This window comes from Flavobacterium kingsejongi, from assembly GCF_003076475.1.
Classification (GTDB): Bacteria; Bacteroidota; Bacteroidia; order Flavobacteriales; family Flavobacteriaceae; genus Flavobacterium; species Flavobacterium kingsejongi.
Window position 1 is genome coordinate 3,998,879 of record NZ_CP020919.1, and the last position, 13,685, is coordinate 4,012,563.

9 protein-coding genes are annotated in these 13,685 nt (G+C 40.7%); 7 read left to right on the top strand and 2 right to left on the bottom strand.

Features of this window, described 5'->3' with window-relative positions; all coding sequences use genetic code 11:
- Positions 1 to 5: 5 nt before the first annotated feature.
- Both FK004_RS18010 and FK004_RS18015 read left to right on the top strand, forming a co-directional pair.
- Positions 6 to 2,411, top strand: coding sequence for an alpha-ketoacid dehydrogenase subunit alpha/beta (locus FK004_RS18010; RefSeq protein ID WP_108738515.1), 2,406 nt, complete (start codon positions 6 to 8; stop codon positions 2,409 to 2,411).
- 151 nt (positions 2,412 to 2,562) lie between these two features.
- Entirely contained in the window at positions 2,563 to 3,486 is a 924-nt protein-coding gene (locus FK004_RS18015) for an AraC family transcriptional regulator (RefSeq protein ID WP_108738516.1), read from the top strand.
- Positions 3,487 to 3,496: 10 nt separating this feature from the next.
- On the opposite strand, the gene FK004_RS18020 is transcribed toward FK004_RS18015, so the two are convergent.
- A complete protein-coding gene (locus FK004_RS18020; RefSeq protein ID WP_108738902.1) occupies positions 3,497 to 3,871 on the bottom strand; it encodes a DUF779 domain-containing protein in 375 nt (124 codons plus the stop codon).
- Positions 3,872 to 3,958: 87 nt separating this feature from the next.
- Complete coding sequence (locus tag FK004_RS18025; protein WP_108738517.1) at positions 3,959 to 5,464, bottom strand: aldehyde dehydrogenase family protein; 1,506 nt, start codon at positions 5,462 to 5,464, stop codon at positions 3,959 to 3,961.
- A gap of 245 nt (positions 5,465 to 5,709) precedes the next feature.
- Between FK004_RS18025 and FK004_RS18030 the strand changes: the two genes are divergently transcribed.
- The 5 genes from FK004_RS18030 to FK004_RS18050 all read left to right on the top strand — a co-directional run bounded on the left by FK004_RS18030 (position 5,710) and on the right by FK004_RS18050 (position 13,664).
- Positions 5,710 to 7,488 (top strand): AMP-dependent synthetase/ligase, encoded by a 1,779-nt coding sequence (locus tag FK004_RS18030; protein ID WP_108738518.1) that lies wholly within the window; start codon positions 5,710 to 5,712, stop codon positions 7,486 to 7,488.
- A 116-nt stretch (positions 7,489 to 7,604) separates the two neighbouring features.
- The gene (locus FK004_RS18035; protein WP_108738519.1) at positions 7,605 to 8,054 is read left to right on the top strand and encodes a MarR family winged helix-turn-helix transcriptional regulator; all 450 of its coding nucleotides are present in this window, start codon (positions 7,605 to 7,607) and stop codon (positions 8,052 to 8,054) included.
- A gap of 62 nt (positions 8,055 to 8,116) precedes the next feature.
- Positions 8,117 to 10,507: a 3-hydroxyacyl-CoA dehydrogenase/enoyl-CoA hydratase family protein gene (locus FK004_RS18040; RefSeq protein WP_108738520.1), complete on the top strand. Its 2,391-nt coding sequence runs from the start codon at positions 8,117 to 8,119 to the stop codon at positions 10,505 to 10,507.
- Between the two features lie 72 nt (positions 10,508 to 10,579).
- Entirely contained in the window at positions 10,580 to 11,761 is a 1,182-nt protein-coding gene (locus FK004_RS18045) for an acetyl-CoA C-acyltransferase (RefSeq protein ID WP_108738521.1), read from the top strand.
- A 112-nt stretch (positions 11,762 to 11,873) separates the two neighbouring features.
- Entirely contained in the window at positions 11,874 to 13,664 is a 1,791-nt protein-coding gene (locus FK004_RS18050) for an acyl-CoA dehydrogenase family protein (RefSeq protein ID WP_108738522.1), read from the top strand.
- Positions 13,665 to 13,685: the final 21 nt, after the last annotated feature.

A 13,685-nucleotide genomic window follows, 5' to 3' on the forward strand; every position in this document is an offset into this window, starting at 1 on the left:
TAAACATGACAGAAACACCCACTAAGCAGGCGCTATCTTTTGAAGATTTTAAAAACCAGGTACTTAACGATTATAAAATTGCGGTTACCAGTCGGGAATGCAGTTTGCTGGGAAGACGTGAAGTACTAACCGGAAAAGCCAAGTTTGGAATTTTTGGGGATGGAAAAGAACTTCCCCAGCTTGCTATGGCCAAAGCTTTTAAAAACGGGGATTTCCGTTCCGGATATTACCGTGACCAAACGTTTATGATGGCCATTGGAAAAATGACAATCCAACAATTTTTCGCCGGACTTTACGGCCATACCGATATTGAGCAGGAACCCATGTCTGCAGGAAGGCAAATGGGAGGTCATTTTGCTACCCATAGCTTAAACGAAGATGGGTCCTGGAAAAGTCTTACCCAACAAAAAAACTCCAGCGCAGATATCTCTCCTACGGCCGGGCAAATGCCACGTTTATTAGGACTCGCACAAGCTTCTAAAATATTCCGGAATGTTACCGGAATTCCAAATAAAACCGATTTTTCGATCAATGGAAATGAGGTAGCCTGGGGCACCATTGGTAATGCCAGTACCTCTGAAGGTTTATTTTTTGAAACCATCAATGCTGCCGGCGTATTACAAGTGCCTATGGTAATGAGTGTCTGGGATGACGAATATGGGATTTCCGTACACGCAAGGCATCAAACTACAAAAGAAAATATTTCAGAGATCCTGAAAGGATTCCAAAGGGATGAAAACACTAAAGGCTATGAAATCATCCGTGTACAAGGCTGGAATTATCCGGCGCTGATCACGGCTTATGAAAAAGCTTCAAAAGTAGCCCGTGAGGAGCATGTACCGGTTTTAGTACACGTGAATGAACTCACTCAGCCTCAGGGACATTCCACTTCTGGTTCACACGAACGTTACAAAAATGCGGAGCGTCTGGAATGGGAAGGTAATTTTGATTGCCTGCGCCAAATGAAAATTTGGATGACCGAAAACAATCTCATTACCGACGCTGAAATTGAAACGATAGAAACAACGATTCGTAAAGAGGTATTGGAAGGCAAAAAAGCAGCATGGAACGCTTACCTCAACCCTATCAAAGAAGAACAGCAGGAATTGGTAACGCTTTTAGTGCAAATTGCAGCAACAAGCGACAATAAGGTTTTTATTGAAAATGCTGCCGCAAACTTAAAAGGAATTAAAGAGCCTATCCGTAAAGATATTCTCGTGACTGCGCGAAAAGTATTGCGCATGGTGATCCGGGAAAATGGCAAAGCAGCCCTTTCCGCATGGGTTACTGCGTATACCGAAAAAATCCAGCCTAATTTCAGCTCCCACCTGTATTCCCAGTCGAAAACAGCAATTGATTCTGTAAAAGAATTATTGCCTACTTATGACGATAATGCCGAAGATGTAGATGCGCGATTGATCATACGTGATAATTTTGATGCTATTTTTACCAAATATCCGGAATCCCTTATTTTTGGTGAAGATGCCGGAAATATTGGTGATGTAAACCAGGGATTGGAAGGCATGCAGGAAAAATATGGCGAAGAACGTATAGCCGATGTTGGCATCCGTGAAGCAAGTATTATCGGGCAGGGAATTGGAATGGCGCTGCGGGGCTTACGTCCTATTGCAGAAATCCAATACCTCGATTACCTGCTCTATGCTATACAAATCATGAGTGATGATTTAGCTACCCTGCAGTACAGAACCCGTGGAAAGCAAAAAGCGCCACTAATCATCAGGACACGTGGCCACCGACTTGAAGGAATCTGGCACTCCGGATCTCCAATGGGAATGATTATCAATGCCATTCGTGGTATTCATGTATTAGTGCCCCGGAACATGACCAAAGCCGCCGGATTCTATAATACTCTATTGCAAACCGACGAACCTGCTCTTGTAATAGAATGCCTGAACGGTTACCGCCTGAAAGAAAAAATGCCTACGAATCTTGGTGAATTCACTACCCCAATCGGTGTCGTGGAAACGCTAAAAGCAGGAAAGGACATTACGCTGGTTTCTTACGGATCTACTTTACGGTTGGTAGAACAAGCGGCGAAAGAATTAATGGAAGTAGGTATTGATGCCGAAATTATCGATATCCAGTCTTTACTCCCTTTTGATACGCAACATGATATTGTAAAAAGCCTTGCCAAAACCAATCGTCTTTTAGTGATTGACGAAGACGTTCCCGGAGGTGCTTCTGCTTATATCTTGCAAAATATTCTGGAAGTCCAAAATGGGTACAAATACCTGGACAGCAAACCAGAAACATTGGCTGCAAAAGAACACCGTCCGGCCTATGGCACAGATGGGGATTATTTCTCCAAACCTTCAATAGAAGATATTTACGAAAAAATCTATGCCATCATGCATGAGAGTGATCCCAACACCTATCCTGCATTATTTTAGAGCATCGAAAAAGAATAAAAAAAGGATTAATCCCTGCGGATTAATCCTTTTTTGTTTTTACGAAAAACAAAAAATTAACGTATCTTAATTATTGATTGCCAATAAAATAATGTAATTTTATGAGATTACAATTATTTATAATTCAGTACTTATGATTACCAAACAGGGAATATTACTTCAGGCACCGCAATTATCCAACCAGAATTCATTGAAAACCTTAGTAGAAAACCGAACGGTATATACCCTGAATCACTGTGAGCTCAATATTTTTGAAACCTACCAACAGGCGCAGCTCGTCCCTTTAAAATTTAATGATTTGGTGGTGACCAGTATGCTACGGGGGAAAAAAGTAATGCATCTTTTCGACCAAAAAGGGTTTGATTACCTTCCCGGAGAAACTGTAATCGTGCCACCGAATATTGAGATGAAAATTGATTTTCCAGAAGCTTCTTACAAAAAACCAACCCAATGCCTGGCTTTAGCGCTGGACTATTCAAAAATCAATGAGACACTAAATTTCTTAAATGAAAAATACCCTAAAGAGGGCACCAATAATTACTGGGAACTGCATTCCAATAACTATTTCTTTTACAATAATGCCGATTTGGCTGCTTCCATCCAGAAGCTCATCAAAGTCTCCCTGAGTAGTTCGGTAACAAAAGATATTATTGCAGATCTAACCCTGCAGGAAATGCTGATACAGATTATACAGTTGCAAACCCTGAAAGCAACTCAAAATGATACTATCGAGGATTCCAAAAGTACCATAATGCCTATTGTATCTTACATCCGTGAAAACCTCAACAACGATCTCTCCCTGAAAAAATTAACTGATTTTTCCTGTATGAGCAAAACGACATTCCACCGCTTTTTCAAAAAGGAACTCGGCATGAGCCCCGTTGAATTCATCATGCATGAAAAAATAAAAATGGCGAAAGCTTTATTAAATGAACCCAATATCCAAATCAATCAGGTTTCGTACGAGCTGGGGTTTGATGACAGTAATTATTTTATCCGGTTGTTTAAAAAACACGAGGGTATTACGCCAAAGCAATACCAGAAATTAACTACTTAGTATCACCGTTTTACTCTACTGTGGTTACCGGTTCCAAATCAGCCTCTTCTTCCGGCGTAAAAATGCGGTAATCAATTTTGAATGTTTTTCCCATAGGCGTTTCCAGTGAGAATCCTCCTGCTCCAAAGCCATCCAGAACATCCAGTGTAAAATGGGTATGTTTCCAATATTCAAATAAATCCTTATCGACCCAGAATTCTGCTCCTTCCACAAGGCCTATGCATACATCTCCCATTCTCAGGTAGTAGCCCCCTTTTTCAAAACACATCGGTTGTGTCCCTTCACAGCAACCACCAGCCTGATAGAACATCAGTTCACCATGCTCTTCTGCCAATAGTGTAATCAGGTCTTTTGCTTTTTGGGTTGCATCAATTCTTTTTGTCATTTCCTTTTCCATTTAGGCATTTAAAAAAATAATATAATAAAAAAAGACAAAGCCCCGTTCGGACTTTGCCTTTTTTAAAATCTAAAATTAAAAGAATCCTAATTTCTTTTTATCATAAGAAATCAGCATATTTTTAGTCTGGCGATAGTGCCCTAACATCATTTTGTGGTTTTCCCTACCAATTCCGGATAATTTATACCCTCCAAAAGGAGCGCCTGCCGGATAGGAATGGTATTGATTGATCCAAACCCGTCCCGCCTGAATGGCTCTTGGAACCTGGTAAATTTCATGTGCATCACGGGTCCACACACCGGCACCCAGGCCATACATGGTATCATTTGCAATGGCAATAGCTTCTTCCGTCGTTTTGAAAGTGGTGACAGCCAATACCGGTCCAAAAATCTCTTCCTGGAAAATACGCATTTTATTATGCCCTTTGAATAAAGTCGGCTTAATATAGAATCCGCCGGCAAGTTCACCTTCTAAATGATTTACTTCACCTCCTGTCAATACCTCTGCTCCTTCTTCTTTTCCTAATTTAATATACGACTGGATTTTTTCAAATTGTACATTGGATGCCTGTGCGCCAATCATCGTTTTCTTATCCAGTGGGTTACCCGCTACAATAGCTTCAGTGCGCTCGATTACTTTTGCAATAAATTTATCGTAAATATCCTCATGGATCAATAATCGGGAAGGGCAAGTACAGATTTCCCCCTGATTTAAGGCAAACATCACTGCGCCTTCAATTGCTTTGTCAAAGAAATCATCATCATGATCGGCAATAGACGGGAAGAAAATATTCGGTGATTTCCCTCCTAATTCCAATGTCACCGGTATAATATTCTCTGTCGCATATTGCATAACCAGGCGACCAGTCGCAGTAGATCCTGTGAAAGCCGCTTTGGATACTTTCGGATTGGTCACTAAAGCCCGTCCGAGTTCTGCACCAAAACCATTCACAATATTAACTACTCCGGGAGGCAAAATATCACCAATCAATTCCATCAATACAAGAATCGATACTGGCGTACTTTCTGCTGGTTTTAAAACTACCGTATTTCCGGCTGCCAAAGCTGGAGCTAATTTCCATACTGCCATCAGGATTGGGAAGTTCCATGGAATGATTTGCGCAATAACCCCTAAAGGCTCACTTAGAGCGATAGAAACCGTATTAGAGTCCAATTCGGCTATAGAACTTTCTTCGGCTCTTATAACGCCTGCAAAGTAGCGAAAATGGTCTACTACCAATGGGATATCCGCCGCTAACGTTTCACGAACAGGCTTTCCGTTATCTATAGTTTCAACTACAGCAATATATTCCAGGTTGTCTTCAATTACCTGTGCTATTTTATTCAAGAGGTTACTTCGCTCCGTTACCGAAGTTTTCCCCCAGGTCTTAAGGGCTTCATGTGCTGCATCGACCGCTACTACCAAATCTTCCTTGCTCGATTTTGCGGCTTTTGTAAATACTTTACCATCGATAGGGGAAACATTATCAAAATATTCTCCTTTGATAGGTGGTACAAATTTACCATTGATATAGTTATCGTATTTGGGTTTAAATTCCGGTCTTTTAAAAATATCGCTCATAATTACAAATTTTAGTTTCACCCAAAGTTCAACTTTATAAATGCAATACAATAGCATTATCCGACCATAAAATAGCACAAAGGGATAAGTTCACTACCAAAGGTCAATTTTTTACTATTGCCAATATAGCTTCCGTTTTAGCAATACCTAATTCACGGAATGTTATATTTAATTTTTCATATTCTAAAAATATTGGTTTATAAAATATATTTTTATAATTTGCAGTCACTAAATATTATCATATAATGAATAACATAACGCGCTTATTCGATTTTCCATACTATCAACTTGAAAAACACAAACTTCCCAACTCCCTTGTTACAAAATATGACGGGAAATGGGTTAAAACATCCACGCAGGAATATATTGACCAATCCAATACCATTTCCCGTGGCTTGCTGCGGCTTGGCGTAAAAAAAGATGACAGGATTGCAGTGATATCGTCCAGCAACCGGACAGAGTGGAATATTATGGATATTGGTATCCTCCAGCTTGCTGCCCAGAATGTCCCAGTCTATCCAACGATCTCTGAAGAAGATTACGAATACATACTGAATCATTCCGGTGCGATTTATTGTTTTATTTCTGATAAAACAGTTTACGATAAAATCAACGCAATCCGCAATAACGTCCCAAAACTAAAGGAGATTTATGCTTTTGAAGATATTCAGGGATGTAAAAGCTGGAAAGAAATCCTGGATTTAGGGAAGGACGACAGCAATCAGCAGGAAGTGGAAACCTTAAAAGATTCCATAAACACAGAAGATCTTGCCACTATAATTTATACTTCCGGTACTACAGGACGTCCAAAAGGTGTAATGCTCTCCCACCAGAACATCGTATCCGATGTATTGATGAGTGCGGAAAGAGTTCCATTTGAAGCCGGAAAAAGCGTTGCCCTTAGTTTTCTGCCGGTTTGCCATATTTATGAGCGCATGATTTTATATCTGTACCAATATTATGGGGTAGCAATTTATTTTGCTGAATCGATAGAGAAAGTAAGTGATAATTTAAAAGAAGTACAGCCGCACGTTATTACGGCAGTACCTCGATTATTAGAAAAAGTATACGATAAGATTTATGCCAAAGGCGCTGATCTGACCGGAATAAAGAAAAAACTATTTTTCTGGGCTATTGAATTAGGCCTGCAATATGAGCCTTATGGAGCCAACGGAGCCTGGTATGAATTCAAACTATCCATCGCCCGTAAATTGATTTTCAGTAAATGGAAAGAAGGGCTTGGTGGTAACCTGGGACTTATGGTTTCCGGAAGTGCGGCCATCCAACCCCGACTGGCACGCGTATTTGCTGCCGCTGAAATCCCGGTAATGGAAGGTTATGGTCTTACCGAAACTTCCCCTGTGATTGCGGTAAATGATATGCGGAACCACGGTTTCAAAATTGGTACTGTTGGGAAAGTGCTCAATGGTGTTGAAGTGAAAATTGCCGAAGATGGTGAAATCCTCTGCAAAGGGCCTAATGTTATGTTAGGCTACCTGAACGATAAAGAAAAAACGGATGAAGTTTTAAAAGACGGTTATTTTTGTACGGGCGATATTGGTGAAGTAGACAAAGACGGCTTCCTAAAAATCACAGACCGGAAAAAAGAGATGTTTAAAACTTCCGGCGGAAAATATATTGCTCCTCAAATGCTGGAAAATGCCATGAAACAATCCCGTTTTATAGAGCAGATCATGGTGATAGGCGATGGCGAAAAAATGCCTGCTGCTTTCATTCAGCCTGATTTTGATTTCGTAAAACAATGGGCATCCCGCAAGCACCTGAATATTGGTACTACAAATGAAGAAATTGTAGGCAATAAAGAAGTCAACCAACGGGTACAGGAAGAAGTCGATGGGCTGAATCAAAAATTCGGACACTGGGAACAAATCAAAAAATTCGAACTCACACCCGACGTTTGGTCTGTAGACTCCGGGCAGCTCACCCCTACCCTCAAACCCAAAAGAAAAGTAATCAAGGAAATGTATAAAGACTTGTATACTAAAATATATGGTACAAATTAATTATAAAAGCTCCTTATCTTTATAGGAGCTTTTTTTTGCCCCTTTTTATAAAAATAATTCTATTTATTATGCATGCATAATAAATAAATTAGTATATTTGATATCACGAAATTACTATGAAAGATAAAACTATTGATTATATTTTAAGAGCAACGTGGCAAGCCGTCGCAAGGATGTATAATGAACAAGCTTCAAAATACGGTGCGACGATGGCTACAGGATTTGCCTTATTGAGTATCGATAAAGACAAAGGAACGCCCTCAACTTCCTTAGGCCCTAAGATGGGTATGGAAGCAACGAGCCTCACCAGGACCCTGAAATCTATGGAAGATAAAGGACTGATCACCCGAAAAAAAAATCCGGATGATGGCCGTGGTGTATTAATGTACCTGACGAAGTTCGGGAAAGAAAAAAGAGAGCTCTCCAAAAACACTGTGCTGAAATTTAATGAAACTGTACGTCAGCACATTTCAGAAGAAAAAATGCAGCATTTCATAGAGGTATCAGAGATTATCAATGAACTGATTTCCGAAAAAAATATTTTCACAGAAGATCATAAAGAATAAAAAAGTAAAGTTTTTCTTTAGGACGCTTTACGCAATCGATATAGAAACAAATAACAAAAAACATGAAACGGATTATCAAAAAAGTTGCCGTTATTGGTTCAGGTATAATGGGGTCAGGTATTGCAGCCCATTTTGCGAACATCGGCTTAGAAGTATTGCTTCTTGATATTGTTCCTCGTGAACTCACGGAAGCAGAACAGAAAAAAGGACTGACATTGGAAAGCAAAGCAGTCCGGAACCGAATCGTTAATGAGCATTTGGCAAATTCATTAAAATCGAAACCCTCTCCTATTTATCATCCAAAATTTGCCGATCGCATTACTACCGGTAATACAACAGATGATTTACCAAAAATCGCAACGTTTGACTGGATTATTGAAGTAGTCGTAGAACGCTTGGATATTAAACAACAGGTTTTTGAGCAAATCGAAAAGTATAGAAAACCGGGCACATTAATTACTTCCAATACCTCCGGGATTCCAATTCACTTTATGAGCGAAGGCCGAAGTGAAGATTTTCAACAACATTTTTGTGGAACCCATTTCTTCAATCCGGCACGTTATCTGAAGTTATTTGAAATAATCCCAGGACCAAAAACCACTCCTGAAGTATTGGACTTCCTGAATGAATATGGCGAGAAATTCTTAGGAAAAACTTCTGTAGTCGCTAAAGACACTCCTGCATTCATCGGAAACCGTATTGGTATATTCGGAATCATGAGTATGTTCCACCAGGTCAAAGAGCTTGGGCTTACTATTGAAGAAGTGGACAAGCTTACAGGTCCTGTTATCGGAAGGCCAAAATCGGCGACATTTCGTACTGTAGATGTTGTAGGACTTGATACTTTAGTCCATGTGGCAAATGGTATTTACGAAAATGCTCCGGAAGACGAATCCCATGAATTATTCAAATTACCGGAATTCATCAACACCATGATGACCAACAAATGGCTTGGAAGCAAATCCGGACAGGGATTTTATAAAAAAGTAGATAAGGATATCCTATCACTGGATCTTGATACACTTGAATACCGCCCGGCTAAAAAAGCATCTTTCGCGACGCTCGAACTTACAAAAACCATTGACAAACCCATCGACCGCTTTAAAGTTCTGGTAAAAGGAACCGATAAAGCAGGTGAATTTTACCGCAAGAACTTTAGTGGCATGTTCACGTATGTCGCCAATCGCGTACCTGAAATCACAGACGATCTTTATAAGATTGACGATGCGATGAAAGCGGGATTCGGATGGGAAAATGGTCCTTTTGAAATTTGGGATGCTATTGGTGTAGCGCAAGGAATTGCCCTGATGGAAGCAGAAGGATTGAAACCTGCAGCCTGGGTTACCGAAATGCTCGCTTCGGGTAATAAAAGTTTTTATTCTATTAAAGAAGGAGCAACCTATTATTATGATATCGCTACGAAGTCCCAGAAAAAAGTTCCGGGCCAGGATGCCTTCATTATTCTGAATAACATCCGCGAAAGCAAAAAAATATGGAGCAACAGCGGTGCAATCATCCAGGATCTGGGAGATGGCATCATCAATCTGGAGTTTCAGTCTAAAATGAACACAATTGGAGGCGATGTACTCCAGGGGATTAATAGAGCCATTGATCTTGCAGAAAAAGAATTCCAGGGACTGGTTATCGGTAATCAGGCCGCTAATTTTTCTGTTGGTGCCAACATCGGTATGATCTTTATGATGGCCGTAGAACAGGAATATGATGAGTTAAATATGGCCATCAAAATGTTCCAGGATACCATGATGCGTGTACGCTATTCGGGAATCCCGGTAGTAGTCGCACCACACGGTATGACATTGGGCGGTGGCTGTGAAATGAGTATGCATGCAGACAAAGTAGTCGCTGCTGCCGAAACCTACATCGGTCTGGTTGAATTTGGCGTAGGCCTTATTCCAGGCGGCGGCGGATCTAAAGAGATGACACTCCGTGCTTCAGATACCTTCCATAAAAATGATGTGGAACTGAATGTACTCCAGGAATACTTCCTTACGATAGGAACGGCAAAAGTTTCCACTTCAGCATATGAGGCTTTTGATTTGGGTATTTTACAAAAAGGAAAAGATGTTATCGTCGTGAATAAAGACCGACAACTCGCAGAAGCGAAGAAACACGCCCTTATCCTTGCTGATGCCGGATATACACAACCTGTAAAACGCAAAGATGTAAAAGTCCTTGGAAAACAAGCCTTGGGAATGTTCCTTGTGGGAACTGACAGCATGCAGGCTGGAAAATACATCTCGGAGCACGATAAAAAAATTGCCAACAAACTGGCGTATGTAATGGCTGGTGGTGATTTATCAGAACCGACGCTGGTAACAGAGCAATATCTTCTGGACCTGGAAAGAGAAGCATTTCTTTCCCTGGCAACCGAAAGAAAAACCCTGGAAAGGATACAATTCATGCTTACCAAAGGAAAACCATTACGCAATTAAATAAAGAAACCGGAAAATGAGGTTCTCATAGTAGGACTAAATTTCTGAACGCTTTACTCTAAAAATAACATTATGAAAACAGCATATATCGTAAAAGCATACCGTACTGCCGTGGGGAAAGCCCCAAAAGGCGTATTCCGATTTAAAAGACCGGATGAGCTGGCGGCAGAAACCATTCAGTATATCATGAATGAGCTTCCGGATTTTGATAAAAAACGTATTGATGATGTCATGGTTGGAAATGCCATGCCTGAAGCAGAACAAGGCCTGAATGTAGGCCGCCTAATTTCTTTGATGGGGCTAAAAATCGAAGATGTGCCCGGAGTTACCGTCAACCGCTATTGCGCTTCAGGATTGGAGACTATCGGGATGGCAACCGCTAAAATCCAGGCAGGCATGGCCGATTGCATTATTGCAGGAGGTGCCGAAAGTATGAGCTTCATCCCGATGGGGGGCTACAAGCCTACTCCGGATTATGCTGTCGCAAAAGAAGGAAATGAAGATTATTATTGGGGAATGGGATTAACCGCTGAAGCTGTAGCAAAGCAGTTTAACGTTTCCCGTGAGGATCAGGACGAATTTGCCTATAACTCGCACCAGAAGGCTTTAAAAGCCCAGGCAGAAGGTAAATTTGACAAACAGATCGTTCCGATAACTATTGAACAAATCTATGTGGATGAAAATGGCAAAAAAGCCACAAAATCCTATATTGTAAATAAAGATGAAGGCCCACGTGCCGATACTTCCAAAGAAGCCTTGGCAAAATTACGCCCGGTTTTTGCTGCCGATGGTAGTGTAACCGCAGGGAACTCTTCTCAAATGAGTGACGGTGCTGCTTTTGTGATGATCATGTCAGAAGAAATGGTCAAAGAACTAAACTTAGAGCCTATTGCACGCTTAGTGAATTTCGCTTCTGCAGGTGTTGAGCCGAGAATTATGGGAATTGGCCCGGTAAAAGCCATTCCAAAAGCCTTGAAGCAGGCAGGTCTTACCCTGAATGATATCGAGCTTTTTGAATTAAACGAAGCATTTGCTTCCCAATCCCTAGCCGTAATTCGCGAGTTGGGTATCAATCCGGATATTGTGAACGTCAATGGAGGCGCTATTGCCTTAGGGCATCCACTGGGATGTACCGGAGCAAAATTATCTGTTCAGCTATTCGATGAAATGAAACGCAGGGGTAATAAATATGGAATTGTAACGATGTGTGTAGGAACTGGGCAAGGAAGTGCCGGTGTGTATGAAATACTATAATCCTTCACGTACTACCTCAACAAACTAAAAAATAAATAAATCAGAGGATTTCAAATGTACGAACAGGAATACTGTGATAGCATTTGGAATCTAAAATCTAAAAAAAATAAAAATGGGAGCAATAACAAGAGGAGGTCAATTCCTCGTAAAAGAAACAAAAAGTGAAGACATTTTCACTCCTGAAGATTTTTCAGAAGAGCAGTTGATGATGCGTGATTCTGTAAAGGAATTTATCGATCGCGAAGTGTGGCCCCACAAAGACCGTTTTGAAAAGAAAGACTATGCTTTTACCGAAGAGACTATGCGTAAAGCAGGTGAATTAGGCTTTTTAGGTGTAGCAGTTCCGGAAGCATATGGCGGATTGGGAATGGGATTCGTTTCTACCATGCTGGTATGCGATTACATATCCGGAGCTACCGGGTCCTTCTCTACTGCTTTTGGAGCACATACCGGAATTGGTACGATGCCTATTACATTATACGGTACAGAAGAACAAAAGAAAAAATATGTCCCAAAATTAGCCACTGGCGAATGGTTTGGATCCTATTGCCTTACCGAGCCTGGAGCGGGTTCAGATGCCAATTCCGGTAAGACAAAAGCTGTGTTATCTGAAGATGGTAAATATTATTCCATCACCGGACAAAAAATGTGGATTTCTAATGCTGGCTTCTGTAGTGTATTTATCGTTTTTGCCCGTATTGGTGACGATAAAAACATTACTGGTTTTATCGTAGAAAATGATCCTGCAAATGGTATTTCCATGAATGAGGAAGAACATAAATTAGGGATTCGCGCCTCCTCTACCCGCCAGGTATTTTTTAATGATACCAAAGTACCGGTAGAAAATATGCTGGCAGGACGTGGTGAAGGTTTTAAAATAGCCATGAATGCTTTAAATGTTGGCCGTATTAAATTGGCTGCTGCCTGTCTTGACGCACAACGTCGCGTTATTTCTGCTTCAGTAAAATATGCCAATGAAAGAGTTCAATTCAATACCCCTATTTCCAGTTTTGGTGCTATCCGCTCTAAAATTGCAGAAATGGCTACGAATATCTACGCTGGTGAAAGTGCTGCCTACCGCGCTGCCAAAAACATCGAGGATCGTATTAATGCCCGTATCTCGGAAGGCGCAACACATCAGGAAGCGGAACTAAAAGGTGTGGAAGAATTTGCCATCGAATGTTCCATCTTAAAAGTAGCCGTTTCTGAAGATATCCAAAACTGCTCTGATGAAGGAATCCAGATTTTTGGTGGTATGGGATTCTCAGAAGACACACCAATGGAAAGTGCCTGGAGAGATGCACGGATTGCACGGATTTATGAAGGTACCAATGAGATCAACAGAATGCTTTCTGTAGGAATGCTGATTAAAAAAGCAATGAAAGGCCACGTAGATTTATTAGGCCCTGCAATGAAAGTAGCAGAAGAATTAATGGGAATCCCTGATTTTAATACACCTGATTACAGCGAACTTTTTGCAGAAGAAAAAGAGTTAATTGGTAAAATCAAAAAAGCATTTCTAATGGTTGCCGGTAGTGCTGTACAAAAGTACGGTCCTGCTTTAGACGAGCACCAACAATTATTAATGGCTGCATCCGATATGCTGATAGAAATTTATATGGCGGAATCTGTGATCTTAAGAACAGAGAAACTTGCAACAAATAAAGGACAGGAAAACGTAAAAGAACAAATCGCTATGGCTCAGTTGTATTTATACAAAGCGGTGGATATTGTAAACCTAAAAGGAAAAGAAGGAATCGCTTCTTTTGCCGAAGGTGACGAGCAACGCATGATGCTAATGGGATTGCGCCGTTTTACAAAATACACCAACCTGCCTAACGTAGCAGCATTAAGAGAAACAATTGCAAAGAAATTAATCGAGGATAATTCCTATTCCTTTTAATTTCCGGCATCAACTTTAGTT